This window comes from Pseudomonas sp. QLc11A, from assembly GCF_052112305.1.
Lineage (GTDB): Bacteria > Pseudomonadota > Gammaproteobacteria > Pseudomonadales > Pseudomonadaceae > Aquipseudomonas > Aquipseudomonas laurylsulfatiphila.
This window is the reverse complement of record NZ_JAVAJJ010000002.1, coordinates 490864-505776: the sequence shown is the minus strand read 5'-3', so window position 1 is coordinate 505776 and position 14913 is coordinate 490864. Positions and strand designations below refer to the sequence as shown.

General features: G+C 61.3%; 12 protein-coding genes. 4 read left to right on the top strand and 8 right to left on the bottom strand.

What is annotated here, in order from left to right; genetic code table 11:
- Positions 1 to 51 precede the first annotated feature (51 nt).
- A complete protein-coding gene (locus tag Q8X48_RS05145) occupies positions 52 to 834 on the top strand; it encodes a MetQ/NlpA family ABC transporter substrate-binding protein (RefSeq protein ID WP_007972924.1) in 783 nt (260 codons plus the stop codon).
- A 469-nt stretch (positions 835 to 1303) separates the two neighbouring features.
- On the opposite strand, the gene Q8X48_RS05140 is transcribed toward Q8X48_RS05145, so the two are convergent.
- A complete protein-coding gene (locus Q8X48_RS05140; protein WP_407799868.1) occupies positions 1304 to 2500 on the bottom strand; it encodes an AAA family ATPase in 1197 nt (398 codons plus the stop codon).
- A 177-nt stretch (positions 2501 to 2677) separates the two neighbouring features.
- On the opposite strand from Q8X48_RS05140, the gene Q8X48_RS05135 reads away from it, so the two are divergent.
- Genes Q8X48_RS05135 through Q8X48_RS05125 form a run of 3 tightly spaced genes read left to right on the top strand, consistent with a single transcriptional unit; the run spans position 2678 to position 7889 of the window.
- The gene (locus Q8X48_RS05135) at positions 2678 to 3781 is read left to right on the top strand and encodes an efflux RND transporter periplasmic adaptor subunit (protein WP_407799867.1); all 1104 of its coding nucleotides are present in this window, start codon (positions 2678 to 2680) and stop codon (positions 3779 to 3781) included.
- Complete coding sequence (locus Q8X48_RS05130) at positions 3778 to 4842, top strand: efflux RND transporter periplasmic adaptor subunit (RefSeq protein WP_407799866.1); 1065 nt, start codon at positions 3778 to 3780, stop codon at positions 4840 to 4842. Before Q8X48_RS05135 ends, Q8X48_RS05130 begins: the two co-directional genes overlap by 4 nt.
- On the top strand, positions 4839 to 7889 hold the full coding sequence (locus tag Q8X48_RS05125) for an efflux RND transporter permease subunit (protein ID WP_407799865.1): 3051 nt from the start codon (positions 4839 to 4841) through the stop codon (positions 7887 to 7889). The genes Q8X48_RS05130 and Q8X48_RS05125 overlap by 4 nt, the downstream gene beginning before the upstream one ends.
- A 98-nt stretch (positions 7890 to 7987) precedes the next feature.
- Here Q8X48_RS05125 and Q8X48_RS05120 read toward each other — a convergent pair whose 3' ends face one another.
- The 7 genes from Q8X48_RS05120 to Q8X48_RS05090 all read right to left on the bottom strand — a co-directional run bounded on the left by Q8X48_RS05120 (position 7988) and on the right by Q8X48_RS05090 (position 14900).
- On the bottom strand, positions 7988 to 8617 hold the full coding sequence (locus Q8X48_RS05120; protein ID WP_407799864.1) for a class I SAM-dependent methyltransferase: 630 nt from the start codon (positions 8615 to 8617) through the stop codon (positions 7988 to 7990).
- 168 nt (positions 8618 to 8785) lie between these two features.
- On the bottom strand, positions 8786 to 9127 hold the full coding sequence (locus tag Q8X48_RS05115; protein ID WP_407799863.1) for a DUF6124 family protein: 342 nt from the start codon (positions 9125 to 9127) through the stop codon (positions 8786 to 8788).
- 539 nt (positions 9128 to 9666) lie between these two features.
- The gene (locus Q8X48_RS05110; protein ID WP_407799862.1) at positions 9667 to 10311 is read right to left on the bottom strand and encodes a methionine ABC transporter permease; all 645 of its coding nucleotides are present in this window, start codon (positions 10309 to 10311) and stop codon (positions 9667 to 9669) included.
- The gene (locus Q8X48_RS05105) at positions 10301 to 11422 is read right to left on the bottom strand and encodes a methionine ABC transporter ATP-binding protein (protein WP_407799861.1); all 1122 of its coding nucleotides are present in this window, start codon (positions 11420 to 11422) and stop codon (positions 10301 to 10303) included. The genes Q8X48_RS05110 and Q8X48_RS05105 overlap by 11 nt, the downstream gene beginning before the upstream one ends.
- Before the next feature lie 2 nt (positions 11423 to 11424).
- On the bottom strand, positions 11425 to 12234 hold the full coding sequence (locus Q8X48_RS05100) for a MetQ/NlpA family ABC transporter substrate-binding protein (RefSeq protein ID WP_218475641.1): 810 nt from the start codon (positions 12232 to 12234) through the stop codon (positions 11425 to 11427).
- A gap of 119 nt (positions 12235 to 12353) precedes the next feature.
- Positions 12354 to 13706 (bottom strand): LLM class flavin-dependent oxidoreductase, encoded by a 1353-nt coding sequence (locus tag Q8X48_RS05095; RefSeq protein WP_407799860.1) that lies wholly within the window; start codon positions 13704 to 13706, stop codon positions 12354 to 12356.
- On the bottom strand, positions 13707 to 14900 hold the full coding sequence (locus Q8X48_RS05090; protein ID WP_407799859.1) for an SfnB family sulfur acquisition oxidoreductase: 1194 nt from the start codon (positions 14898 to 14900) through the stop codon (positions 13707 to 13709).
- Between the last annotated feature and the right edge of the window lie 13 nt (positions 14901 to 14913).

Genomic DNA, 14913 nt, shown 5'->3' with positions numbered 1-14913 from the left:
CATCTTCAAGCCGTCGCCACAAGCGACTGTGATTTTCGATAAGGACACTGCATGAAAAAGGTTCTGTTGTTCACCGCACTGGCGGCTGCCCTGACCGCGGGCCTGGCCCAGGCTGGCGAAAAACTGGTGGTTGCCGCGACCCCGGTTCCACACGCCGAGATTCTTGAGCTGATCAAGCCAACCCTCGCCAAAGAAGGCGTGGACCTGGAAATCAAAGTCTTCACCGACTACGTTCAGCCGAACGTGCAGGTCGACCAGAAGCGTCTGGACGCCAACTACTTCCAGACCCTGCCGTACCTCAAGAGCTTCAACGAAGGCAAAGGCACTCACCTGGAAACCGTGATCGGTGTGCACGTCGAACCTTTCGGCGGCTACTCGAAGAAAGTCAAAACCCTGGCTGAGCTCAAAGACGGCGCGACCATTGCCATTCCGAACGAAGGCAGCAACAGCGGCCGTGCCCTGATCCTGCTGCAGAAGGCTGGCCTGATCGAGTTGAAAGACCCGAAAAACGCCCTGGCCACCCCGAAAGACATCGCCAAGAACCCGCACAACTTCAAGTTCAAGGAGCTTGAGTCGGCCATGCTGCCGCGTGTGCTGGATCAGGTCGACCTGGACATGATCAACACCAACTACGCGCTGGAAGCGGGCCTGAACCCGGCTAAAGACGCGCTGGTGATCGAAGGTGCCGACTCGCCTTACGTGAACTTCCTGGTGGCCCGTCCGGACAACAAGGACAGCGTTGCCATCCAGAAACTGGCCAAGGCCCTGACCAGCCCGGAAGTGAAAGCCTTCATCGAGAAGAAGTACAGCGGCGCGGTATTGCCAGCGTTCTGATTCGCGAAGCAAACCCCTTCAAGGTTTCAAACGCCGACGGCTGATTTAGCGTCGGCGTTTTTTTTGAGCGTTCGATTTGCCTGTGGCGCGGGAGCCTTTGTGGCGAGGGGGCTTGCCCCCCGTTCGAATGCGCAGCATTCGTCCCAAGGTGCGTCATTGGTTACCAGGGGCCGCTTCGCAGCCCAACGGGGGCAAGCCCCCTCGCCACAAACAGCCTGTTGACCATGGAGTTGATCAGGCCGGCCCGGCCTTCAACGCCCTGCGCAACGCCATCAATAATTTCAGAATGTCCTGCGGATCCAGCCGTTGCGGCGTTTTTACGTCTGCCATGTTCTCGTCCTTGTGAGATGTTGGCCGGGAGTCTGGCCAAAAGTGGTTCGTCCTTGGAGTTGTGTTTCGAAAAAAAGATCCTTCCTACGACGCAAGGGAAAATAGACGTCTTCCCTCATCCCGGCAAATCACACGCCGTTCAATCCGGCCAATACCATGCCGGCTCATCCAGCATGCGCTGGCCCACGATCCCGGTCTGGCCAAGATTTTTCTCCAGCACGATACAGCTGCAGTCCGGGTCCTCCTGCAACGCCGAAATCAAGCGCCGGGCATGGGACACCACCCACACCTGGCACTGCGCCGAGGCACGGATGATCAAGCGTGCCAGCGCCGGCAGCAGGTCCGGATGCAGGCTGGTTTCCGGCTCGTTCAGCACCATCAGTGTCGGTGGCCGTGGCGTCAGCAGCGCGGCGACCAGCAGCAAGTAACGCAAGGTTCCGTCCGACAGCTCGGCAGCTGACAGCGGCCGCAATAAACCTTCCTGAAAGAACTCGATGGCGAAGCGACCACCGGGCAGAGGGTCGATATTCAACCGAGCGCCGGGGAAGGCGTCGCTGATCGCCGCCCGCAAGGCGTCGGGATCGCCGATTTCGATGATCGTCTGCAAGGCCGCCGCCAGGTCGCGCCCGTCGTGATGCAGCACCGGTGTGCGAGTGCCCAGTTGCGGCTGACGCGCCGGGGCGTCGGCATCGCTGCGAAAATGATCGTAAAAGCGCCAGCGGCGGATGAACTCGCGCATCTCCAGCACTTCCGGTGAACCGCGCAGGCTGCCGACCTGATCGAACAGGCTGTCGAACGTCGGCGTGTACTGCGCCAGCACATCCCACTTGCGCTCGGTGCGGGCGCGGATCATCGGGCCGTCACGATCGACCAGCAGACTGGCCGGGCGGTAGAACGCGCCTGCCCACAGGCATTCGCGCTTGATCTGCGGGTCGAGGCTGAAATAGGACGGGATCGGTGAGCTGTGCCCTGGCAGCATGAAGTGACCATTGGAATCGGGAAGGCCGAGGCTGATCGAGTAGCCGAAATCCTCTCCCGCAAACCCCAGGCGCAGGCGTTTGACGCCTTGGCGCACGGTGGGCTCGATGGCGACTTCGCCAGTGCGCATGCGCCGGGAGAGGGTTTCCGGGCCGGCCCAGAAGGTCGAATCCAGCCCGCCTTCACGGGCCAGGGCATTGACCACGCCGCCGTGGGCGGTTTCCGCCAGCAGGCGCAGCGCACGGTACAGGTTGGATTTGCCGCTGCCGTTGGGGCCGGTGATCAGATTCAGTCGGCCCAGCGGGATCACCAGTTTGTTGATCGAGCGGTAGTTGGCTACCGCGAGCGTGTTGAGCATGTGGGGTCCTGTGGCGGGGTCGAGCGACGCCCATTGTCCGCTACGGGCAGGTGCCTGGGGCAAGTGTTTTGGACGTAAGGCAGGGTGGATTTTTTCTTCATAAGACGCTCGTGCAAGGTTGCTGTCCTGTTCTAAGCTCTCTGTCGTGCTGGACATGAAAAAGGCCAAGGAGTTTGCATGGTGGTTCCCGGATTCAAAGTAGTCATGGCCTTGAGCGTCGTCACCCTGCTGACGGCCTGCGACCAGAAAAAACCCGTACAGGAATACCTGCCACGGGTGTTCGTGCAAGTCGTCAAGCCGACGGACTACGCGGCCCCGGTTACCCTCACCGGTGATATTCAGGCGCGGATACAGACGGAGCTGTCTTTCCGTGTGGGTGGCAAGATCATCCAGCGTTCGGTTGACGTCGGCGATCGAGTGACCGCCAAGCAAGTGCTGGCCCGACTCGACCCCAAGGACTTGCAGAGCAACGTCGACTCGGCCCAGGCACAAGTGGCCGCCGAACAGGCGCGGGTGAAGCAGAACGCGGCGGCATTCGTACGCCAGCAAAAACTCTTGCCCAAGGGTTATACCAGCCAGAGTGAATATGACTCGGCCCAGGCCGCTTTGAACAGCAGCCAGAGCGCCCTGAGCGCTGCCCAGGCGCAGTTGGCCAATGCCAGGGATCAGTTGAGCTATACGGCGCTGATCGCCGATGCGCCGGGGATCATTACCGAGCGCCAGGCGGAGGTCGGCCAGGTGGTTCAGGCGACGATGCCGATCTTCAGCCTGGCCCGTGACGGCGACCGCGATGCGGTGTTCAACGTTTATGAATCCCTGCTCGCCGAGAAACCCAGCGATGACACCATTGTCCTGAGCCTGCTCGACAACCCGGCGATCAAAACCACCGGCACCGTGCGCGAAATCACCCCGGCGGTGTCGGCGCAATCCGGTACCGTGCAGGTCAAGGTCGGCCTCAACAGTCTGCCCGACGGCATGCAATTGGGTTCGGTGGTGAGTGCCACGGCCAAGGGATCGGGCAAGTCGGTCATCGAGTTGCCGTGGTCGGCGCTGACCAAAAACATCAGTGAACCCGCTGTGTGGATTGTCGACGACAAGGGCAAGGCCCAATTGCATTCGGTCACAGTCGGCCGCTACCTGACCGGCAAGGTCATCATCAGCGGCGGGTTGAAAGACGGCGACAAAGTCATCATCGCGGGCGGCCAACTCTTGCACCCTGACATGGACGTCGAGATTGCCGAAGACACTTACAAGGATCTGACGTGGGGAGCCAAGCCATGAAGCCTTTATGGGCGTTGTCCATCGGGCTGGTGCTGAGCGCCTGTTCCGAAAGCGAACCACCGCCGGCACCGGTACGACCGGTGTTGTCGATCAAGGTCCAGACCTTGAACGAAGAAGACCTGGGCCGCTTCGCCGGCAGCATCCAGGCGCGTTATGAAAGCAATACCGGCTTCCGCGTGGGCGGGCGGATCGCCAGCCGTAACGTCGATGTCGGCACCGAAGTGGAAAAGGGGACGCTGCTCGCCACCCTCGATCCTTCCGATCAGCAGAACCAATTGCGTTCGGCCCAGGGCGACCTGGCGAAAATCCAGGCGCAACTGATCAATGCCAAGGCCAGTGCCCAGCGTCAACAAGCCCTGTTCGATCGCGGGGTCGGCGCGCAAGCGCAACTCGACGCGGCCAACACGGACCTGAAAACCACCCAGGCCTCCCTCGATCAGGCCCGGGCGGCCGTCAGCCAGAGCAAAGACCAATTGGGCTACACCGAACTGCGTGCCGACCATAAAGCCGTGGTCACCGCGTGGAGCGCCGAGGCCGGGCAAGTGGTGACGGCGGGTCAGCAAGTGGTGACCCTGGCGCAACCGGACATCAAGGAAGCGGTGATCGACCTGCCCGATACCCTCGTTGACCAGTTGCCCAGCGATGTGGTGTTTCAGGTCGCAGCACAACTGGATCCGAGCATCAACACCACCGCCATCATCCGTGAAATCGAACCCCAGGCTCAAAGCGCGACACGCACCCGTCGCGCCCGCCTGACCCTGGCCGAAACGCCACAGGGCTTGCGCTTGGGCACGGCCATCAGCGTCACCCTGAGCTCGGCGGTCAAGCCGCGCATCGAGTTGCCGGTCACCGCGCTGCAGGAGGTCGATGGCAAGCCGCGCATCTGGGTGATCGATGCGCAGAGTAAAACCGTCTCCCCCCGTGACATCACCGTGATCAGCCGCACCGACAGCACCGTGGTGCTGGCCGGCGGCGTGAAGAACGGCGAGCGGGTGGTCAGTGCCGGTGTCAACAGCCTCAAACCGGGGCAGCAAGTGAAAATCGACGAGGACAGTCAATGAAAGGGCCTTTCAACCTCTCGGAATGGGCCCTCAAGCATCAGTCGTTCATCTGGTATCTGATGTTCGTCGCGTTGCTGATGGGTGTGTTCTCGTATTTCAACCTGGGGCGCGAAGAAGACCCGTCGTTCACCATCAAAACCATGGTGATCCAGAGCAAATGGCCGGGGGCGACCCAGGAGGAAACCCTCAAGCAGATCACCGACAGGATCGAGAAAAAGCTCGAAGAGCTCGACTCCCTCGACTACGTGAAAAGCTACACGCGCCCGGGCGAATCGACGGTGTACGTGTACCTGCGCGACACCACCAGTGCCAAGGACATCCCGGAAATCTGGTACCAGGTGCGCAAGAAGATCAACGACATCAGATACCAGTTCCCGCAAGGCATACAGGGGCCGTCGTTCAACGACGAGTTCGGTGACGTCTTCGGGTCGATCTACGCTTTCACCGCCGACGGCCTGACCCTGCGTCAGTTGCGCGACTACGTGGAACAGGCGCGCATGGAGATTCGCGGTGTGCCGGGCCTGGGCAAGATCGAAATGGTCGGCCAGCAGGACGAAGTGCTGTACCTGAACTTCTCCACGCGCAAACTCGCCGCGCTGGGCATCGATGAGCGTCAGGTGGTGCAGAGCCTGCAATCCCAGAACGCGGTGACCCCGGCGGGTGTCATCGAGGCCGGGCCGGAGCGGATTTCGGTGCGCACGTCAGGGAAGTTCGCTTCGGAGAAAGACCTGGCCGAGGTCAACCTCAAGCTCAACGACCGCTACTATCGCCTGGCCGATATTGCCGAAATCCGCCGCGGCTACGTCGATCCGGCCTCGCCGGAATTCCGCTTCAACGGCAAACCGGCCATCGGCCTGGCGATTGCCATGCAGAAGGGTGGCAACGTCCAGGCGTTCGGCAAGGCCTTGCACGCCCGTATTGACGAGTTGACCGCCGACCTGCCGGTGGGCGTCGGCATTTACAACGTGTCCGACCAGGCCGTGGTGGTCGAGGAGGCCGTCGGCGGCTTTACCAGCGCGCTGTTCGAGGCGGTGGTGATCGTGCTGCTGGTCAGCTTCGTCAGCCTTGGCGTGCGCGCCGGGCTGGTGGTGGCCTGTTCGATCCCGCTGGTGCTGGCGATGGTGTTCGTGTTCATGGAGTACAGCGGCATCACCATGCAGCGGATTTCCCTCGGTGCACTGATCATCGCCCTCGGCCTGCTGGTGGACGATGCGATGATCACCGTGGAGATGATGGTCACGCGCCTGGAATTGGGCGAGACCAAGGAGCAGGCGGCAACCTTCGCCTACACCTCCACGGCGTTCCCGATGCTCACCGGTACGCTGGTGACGGTGGCGGGCTTCGTGCCGATCGGCTTGAACGCCAGCTCGGCCGGTGAATACACCTACACCCTGTTTGCGGTGATTGCCTGTGCGATGCTGGTGTCGTGGGTGGTGGCGGTACTGTTTGCGCCGGTGATCGGCGTGCACATTCTCAGCACCAAGGTGAAACCCCATGAAGGCGAACCCGGGCGCATCGGCAAGGCGTTCAACGGCGGGCTGCTGTGGTGCATGCGCAATCGCTGGTGGGCTATCGGCATTACGGTGCTGTGTTTTGTGCTGGCGCTGTTTTGCATGCGCTTCGTGCAGAACCAGTTCTTCCCGTCTTCGGACCGCCCGGAAATCCTGGTGGACCTGAACCTGCCGCAAAACGCCTCGATCGATGAAACCCGCCGGGCCGTCGATCGCCTCGAAGCCACGCTCAAGGACGACCCGGACATCGAGCGCTGGAGCACCTACATCGGGCAGGGCGCCATCCGCTTCTATCTGCCACTGGACCAGCAACTGCAGAACCCCTTCTACGCGCAGTTGGTGATCGTCAGCAAAGGCCACACGCGTGAGGCCATGATGCACAAGCTTCGCGAGCGCTTGCGCAACGACTTCGTCGGCATCGGCAGTTATGTCCAGGCACTGGAAATGGGCCCGCCGGTAGGGCGTCCGATCCAGTACCGGATCAGCGGCAAGGACATCGATCAGGTGCGCCGACATGCCATCGACCTGGCCACGGAGCTGGACAAGAACCCGCATGTGGGCGAGATCATCTACGACTGGAACGAACCGGGCAAAGTGCTGCGCATCGACATCGCCCAGGACAAGGCGCGGCAGTTGGGGCTGTCTTCCGAGGATGTGGCCAACCTGATGAACGGCATCGTCAGCGGCCAGTCGGTGACCCAGGTCGATGACGACATTTACCTGATCAACGTGGTCGGTCGTGCGGTGGATTCCGAGCGCGGAACGCCGGAAACCCTGCAGAACCTGCAAATCGTCACGCCGAACGGCACGTCGATTCCGCTGCTGGCGTTCGCCACGGTGCGCTACGAACTGGAGCAGCCGTTGGTATGGCGCAGGGATCGCCTGCCGACCATTACCATCAAGGCGGCGATACGCGACGAGATCCAGCCGACGGACCTGGTGAAAATCCTCAAGCCGTCCATCGACGCGTTCGCAGCCAAACTGCCGGCGGGCTACAAGGTCGCCACCGGTGGTACGGTGGAGGAAAGCGGCAAGGCCCAGGGCCCGATTGCCAAGGTTGTGCCGCTGATGCTGTTCCTGATGGCGACCTTCCTGATGATCCAGCTGCACAGCGTGCAGAAGCTGTTCCTGGTGGCCAGCGTCGCGCCGCTGGGGCTGATCGGCGTGGTGATCGCGCTGGTGCCGACGGGGACGCCCATGGGCTTTGTGGCGATCCTCGGGATCCTCGCGTTGATCGGTATCATCATCCGTAACTCGGTGATCCTGGTGACCCAGATCGAGGAGTACGAGCAGAAGGGTTATGCGCCGTGGGATGCGGTGGTGCAGGCCACCGAGCATCGGCGCCGGCCGATACTGCTGACCGCGGCGGCGGCGAGCATGGGGATGATCCCGATTGCCCGGGAAGTGTTCTGGGGGCCGATGGCCTACGCGATGATCGGCGGGATCGTCATCGCCACCTTGCTGACGCTGCTGTTTTTGCCGGCGCTGTATGTGGCCTGGTACAAGATTCGCGAGCCGAAGAAAGAGGCTGTTTAAAAAGCGAGCGCTTCGCGCTCATCGCGAGCAAGCTCGCTCCCACAGGTGTACGCGGTCAACTGTGGGAGCGAGCTTGCTCGCGATGGCGTCGGGACTGACTACACAGCTTTACGCCACACACTCGCCAACCAGGGCTGCTGCTCCCGCGGCAGCCCGGCCGGCCGGTAGTAATGCTCCAACTCCAAAAAACCCGCCTTGATCAGCAACTGCTGCCAGGCCGCCAGGTCGTGATACGACCCATAACGCGGCCCGTTCCAGCCTTCCTGATTCTCGCCACGGGGATTGGAACTGAACAACACCCCACCCGGTTTCAGCGTTCCCCACAACTGCTTCAGCACCCGTGGTAGTTCCTGGCGCGGAACATGAAACAGCACCGCATTGGCAAAGATCCCGTCGAAACGCTCGGCCGGCAAATCAAGCTTCAGGAAGTCCTGCTGCCATACCTCGCACCCGCTGTCCTCGCGGGCCATCTGCGCGAATTTTTCCGAACCGTCGAGGCCGACGGCTGTGTGGCCCATGCGGGTGAACGTCTGCAAATCACGACCCGGTCCGCAGCCAAAATCGAGAATGTCGAAGGGCGCCTCACCCTGGATGTACCGCAACAGGGCATCGATGTTCTGGCTGACGTCGTGATCTCGCGTGCCTTCACGGAAACTTTCGGCCACCGCGTTGTAGTGGCCGAGGGTCGTGGTGGTGATCTGTTCGAGGTCGATGGGTGTTTGTTTCATGGTCGGCTGCGCAGGCAATTTGGATTCACCGAATATACGCCATGGCGTCGGGGGCTGCTGCGCAGCCCATCGCGAGCAAGCTCGCTCCCACAGATTTCCACGGTCAACTGTGGGAGCGAGCTTGCTCGCGATGGCGGTGGCACTGACAACGGATTACTAAAGCCTGGTTCAGCTTTTTTTCATCCCCAAACACTCAATGGAGTGATCCACCATCGCCTTGGCAATCTCCAGCAAATGCCAGATCGAGTACACCATCGCCCGGTCGGCACCCTTGAGCTGGTCGCCACACTGATACGCCGAGACCGAAGCACAGCGCAGCAGGTCGGCGACATAGAGCTGGGTGTCTTCGAAGCTCACGTCCTTGCTGACGTTGTAGAAGCGCATTTCATCGGGTGCTGCGGGTTGCTTGCCGGTGAGGTGGAAATCGATGGCGCGGTAGAGCGCTGAGCGATCCCTGAGCGGGTCTTCGGTGGAGGTTTCGGGGGGCGGATCGGGAACGGATTTTTTCATTGGTAAAACTCCTGGATTTAATTGGAGCCAACCGATGTCGCGACTAAACGAGCAGGGGGTGGCAGCTGCACGCAGGTTAGTCGACCGGTCTCCAGGCAATACCGGCGCACCCGAGGGTGCCCTGCGCACAGCCACCATAACGTTCAGGCAATGAAAACACCTGGAGTGAGGTGGCGCTGTGCGCCTGGAAAGATCCGGGCGACTAAACCCGATCACTGATGAGCAGTGACGGACCGAGACTAGCCACGGAAATTGTCAGGCGCAAGCGAGCGAAATGATCTAGGAAACGTCCTGCAAAAGAAAGGGATCGAGCCTGCAAAACCGCTGATTTCCCTGTACGAAAACTTCCCTCCGAAGGCCAATGATGACCTGTGGCAAGGGCGCTTTTGTGGCGAGGGGGCTTGCCCCCGTTGGGCTGCGCAGCAGTCGTAAAACCAGCGGCCTCGTTTTTTCTGACACACCTTATGGAATGGTTTTAGGGCCGCTTCGCGCCCCAACGGGGGCAAGCCCCCTCGCCACAAAGAGTGTTCGTAACATTCTTAGCGTTTGTTGAGGCCCCGAGCCAACCGATCCCCGCCCAACTGAATCACCGCCACCAACGCCACCAACAACACAATCACCGTCAACATGATCTGGCTATCAAACCGCTGATACCCATACCGATAGGCAATATCCCCCAACCCGCCCGCACCAATCGCCCCGGCCATGGCGGAAGAGTTGATCATCGTCACCAAGGTAATCGTGAACCCGCCAACAATCCCAGGCAGTGCTTCCGGCAACAACACATGCCAGACGATGTGCCCGCGCCGGCAGCCCATGGCTTGCGCCGCTTCGATCAACCCATGATCGACCTCGCGCAAACTGACCTCGGCAATGCGCGCAAAGAACGGCGTGGCCGCGATGGTTAACGGCACCACAGCCGCCCATACGCCGTAAGTGGTGCCGACGATGAGCCGGGTGAACGGAATCAAGGCCACCATCAAAATCAGGAAAGGAACCGAGCGAAACAGGTTCACGAACGCACCCAAAACGCGGTTCAGCGCCGGTGCTTCGTAGATGCCACCCTTGGAGCTGGTGACCAGGATCACCGCCAGCGGAATGCCCGCCAACAGCGCGATCAGCGACGACACGCCGACCATCAGGAACGTGTCAATAAAACCCTGCAGCAAGCGATCAAACCACATAACCCAGCACCTCCACCTGTTGCGCCCATTGGCTGGCGCGTTGACGCAATTCTTCGGCACCGAGGGGGGAGCCCGTCACCGCCAACAGCAGTTGCCCGAGGGCATGGCCCTGAATCCGTTCCACGCCGCCTTGCAGCAATCGCACGCGGCCACCCAGGGCGCTGAACAGTGCCGCCAGGTCAGGCTCGTTGCGTTGGTTGCCGGTGAACTGCAAGCGCAGGAACACGGCGGCATCCGGTGCGTTCGATTGCGGCTGCAAACGGCTCTGCAGCTCTTGCGGCAATGAGTGTTGCAACGGCGCCAGCAACGTCTTGCTGACCTCATGTTGTGGATTGCCGAAGACTTCCCACACCGGCCCCTGCTCGACGATGCGCCCGTGTTCGAGGACGACTACGCGATCACAGATCTCGCGGATCACCGCCATCTCGTGGGTGATCAGCACAATGGTCAGGCCCAGGCGTTGATTGATCTCGCGCAACAGGCCGAGGATCGATTGCGTGGTTTCCGGGTCCAGTGCCGAGGTGGCTTCGTCGCACAGCAGGATTTGCGGGTCATGCACCAGCGCCCGGGCGATGCCAACGCGCTGTTTCTGCCCGCCGGATAGCTGCGCCGGGTAAGCCTTGTGTTTGGTCTGCAAACCGACCAGTTCCAGCAGCTCACGGACTTTCTGCTCGCGTTGCTCCTTGGGCACGCCGGCGACTTTCAGCGGCAACTCGACGTTCTGCCAAACGGTCTTGGCCGACATCAGATTGAAGTGCTGGAAGATCATGCCGATGCGCCGACGCAGTGCCACCAGGCGGTCTTCGTCGAATTCGCCGATGTCGACCTGATCGATCAGCACCCGACCGCTACTCGGTTGCTCCAGGCGATTGATGGTGCGAATCAGCGACGACTTGCCGGCGCCGCTGCGGCCGATGATGCCGAACACTTCGCCGCGCTGGATCGCCAGGTCGATGCCGTGCAACGCGGCCACCGGGCCTTGTTGGCCGTTGTAGGTTTTGCCCAGGCCGATGAAGCGCACGTGGGCGTGGTTGAGTTCGGGATGCAGCTCGGTGCGCTCGGCGCTTTGCGGCTCTGGAGTCTCCAGTCGCCGTTGGATGGCGGCGGTCATGCTCAGCTTTCCCAACCGGCTTGATAGAGTTTGCCGTGAGCTTTATCCAGTGCGGCGCGCACCGCGGGTGAGTGCTGGTAGATGTCGACGAACTTGATCAGGCGCGGGTCGGTTTTGCTCTTCGGCTGGATCACGAACTGAATCACGTATTCCTTGTGATCGAGGCCGTCGAACAGCAGCGCGGAGCCCGCATCGAAGGTTTTCGACAAGCGAATGTAGGCCGGGTAGCCCTGCACCAGATCGGCATCGTCATAGGCGCGTACCAGTTGCACCGCTTCGACTTGCAGAATCTTGATGTTCTTCGGGTTGGCGATGATGTCTTCTTCGGTGGCTTTGTAGCCGACACCGGGCTTGAGGGTGATCAGGCCGGCCTTGGCCAGCAGTTGCAAGCCTCGACCGCTGTTGATCGGGTCGTTGGCGATGGCCACGCTGGCGCCTTGCGGCAGTTCGTCGAAGCTTTTGTATTTTTTCGAGTAGAGGCCGACGTTGTTGATGATCCCCGGCGCGAACGGCACCAGGTCGAAACCCGAGGCGGCCTTGGCGTTTTCCAGGAACGGGATGTGCTGGAAATAGTTCACGTCGATATCGCCGGCGGCGAGGCTGACGTTCGGCGCGATCCAGTCTGTGAACTCCACCAGCTCGACTTTCAGGCCTTGTTTGGAGGCCTCTTCGACGGCTGCTTCAAGGGGAATGGCGAAAGCGGCGGTGGTGCCGATTTTCAGCGGCGCGTCGGCGGCGAAAACCGCAGAGCTGAACAGGCCGAGGGCCAGGGCCAGTGCTTTGACTGGGTGAGAGAGGTAGTGCTTTTTCATGATGAGTTATCCAGTCAGTACATTAAGTTTGTGGTGTCTGTTCGGGCCTCATCGCGAGCAAGCTCGCTCCCACAGGGGAATGCATTCCAAATGTGGGAGCGAGCTTGCTCGCGATGCTTTTAGCGTCGGAAAGTCGAACCGATGTGTTGCTCAGGCAAAAACGCCCCTCCGCGAAACAGCTTTTCGCGCAAGGTCCCATCGTCATAAGCGGTCTTGTACGACCCCCGCCGTTGCAACTCGGGAATCACCAGCTCGATGAAATCCTCATAGCTTTCCGGGGTGACGATGCGGGTCAGGTTGAAGCCATCCAGCCCGGTTTCGGCGATCCAGGATTCCAGCTCATCCGCCACTTGCTGCGGTGAGCCGACCACGGTGATGTAGCGGCCACCCAGGGCGTGTTGCTCCAGCAATTTACGCCGGGTCCAGTCGTTGTTTTGCAGGTGTTTGGTGGCGGACTGGATCGCGTTGCTCTTTACGTACTGGATCGGCTCGTCGATTTCATATTGGGAAAAATCGATCCCGGTGGACGCCGAAAAGTGCGCCACGCCGGCCTCGGCACTGGCGTAGCCCAGGTACTCGGCGTGCTTGGCCCAGGCCAGCTCTTCGGTGGCGCCGACGATCACATTCAGGCCCATGAACACCTTGATGTCCTCGGGATTGCGCCCGGCTTCGACGACGCTGGCGCGCACCTTGTCCACTTGCGCCTTGGTCGATGCCTTGGTCTGGCCACTGATGAACACGCACTCGGCATGTTGCCCGGCGAACAGCAAGCCGCGATCCGAACTGCCGGCCTGGAACAGCACCGGTGTGCGCTGCGGCGAGGGTTCGCAGAGGTGATAGCCCTCGACCTGATAGAACTCGCCCTTGTGCTCGACCTTGTGCACTTTCTCGGGCTGCGCATAGATCCGCTGCTGCGGATCGTTCAGCACCGCGTCGTTTTCCCAGCTGCCTTCCAGGAGTTTGTAGAGCACCTCCAGGTACTCGTCGGCCTGGTCGTAGCGGCGGTCATGCTCGACCTGTTCGCTCAGGCCCATGGCTTTGGCTGCACTGTCCAGGTAGCCGGTGACGATGTTCCAGCCGACCCGGCCACGGCTCAGGTGATCCAGGGTCGACAGGCGTCGGGCGAACAGGTACGGCGCTTCGTAGGTGAGGTTGGCGGTCAGGCCGAAACCGAGGTTTTTCGTCACCGCGGCCATGGCCGACACCAGCAACAGCGGATCGTTGACCGGCAGCTGGATCGACTCTTTCAACGGCACGTCCACCGAGTTCTGGTAAACGTCGTAGACCCCGACGATGTCGGCGATGAACAGGCCGTCGAACAGCCCGCGCTCGAGCAATTGCGCCAGTTCGGTCCAGTATTCGATCGTGTTGTAGCGGGTGGACGTGTCGCGCGGGTGCGTCCACAAACCGTGGTTGATGTGCCCGATGCAGTTCATGTTGAAGGCATTGAGCAGGATCTTCTTTTTAGCCATTCAGATGGTCCCCCGTAGTGGCGGGTTTTCATCGTTGAGGTAGTAGTTGCCCACGGCGTGGTACTTCCAGCGCACCGGGTCGTGCAGGGTGTGCACCCGGGCGTTGCGCCAGTGGCGGTCGAGACCGTGTTCGATCAAGGTCGCCTGACTGCCGGCCAGTTCGAACAGCGTGCTGCCGGCGGCCAGGGATATTTCGGTGCTCAGGGCGCGGGCTTCGGCGACGGCAATCGACGCGGCTGCGACGGTCTCTGCATTTGTGTCGGCCTGGGCGTTGTCGAGGTATTCGCCGGCACGCTCCAGCAGTGCCTCGGCGGCGTGCAGGCGGATGCTCAGGTGGCCGAAGCTCTTGAGGGTCAGCGGATCGTCCGTGGCTTTTTCGTGGGTGGCGTCGATCCATGGCCGGGTTTTGCTGCGCACGAAGTGCAGCGCGTCCTCATATGCGGCGCGGGCGATACCGGTGTCGATGGCGGCATGGAGAATCTGCGCCAGCGGGCCGACCGGCGTCGGGCGCTCGAAGGCGCTTTGAAAGGGGATGACATCTTCGGCCGCGACGTAGACATCTTCGAACACCACCGAACCGCTGCCGGTGGTGCGCTGGCCGAAGCCGCTCCAGTCGTCAATTACGGTGAGGCCCTTGCTGTTGCGCGGGACGAACGCCAGTTGCTGCACGCCGTTTTCATCCACCACCGAGGTGGGAATGCGCTGGGCGTAAATCGCACCCGTGGCGTAGAACTTGCGACCATTGATGCGATAGCCGCTGCCATCGCGGGTCAGGCTGGTGATGCGATCGTGGGCGGTTTTGGTGCCAAGTTCGGCGAGGGCATTGCCGAAGCGCTGGCCGGCCAGCACTTCGGCATAAAGTCGTTTTTTCTGCTCATGGCTGCCGTTCACGCGCAGCACTTCGAGGGCATAAAAATGGTTCTGCGGGATTTGTCCCAGCGAGCCGTCGGCCTGGGCGATCAGGGCGATGACCTTGGCCAGGGTGACGTTGGAAACACCGGCGCCGCCATATTCCTTGGGCACGCTGATGCCCCACAGGCCCGAGCGGGAAAACACTTCCAATTCCGGGTGTGGCAAGCGGCGCTCGCGGTCGCGCAGGGCGCTGTCGCGTTTGAAATCTTCGGCCAGATCGCTGGCGACAATCAGGGCTTGCTCATCGCTGGTGATGACCGCGACGTGTTGAGAAATGCTCATGTGCTTCTCCAGA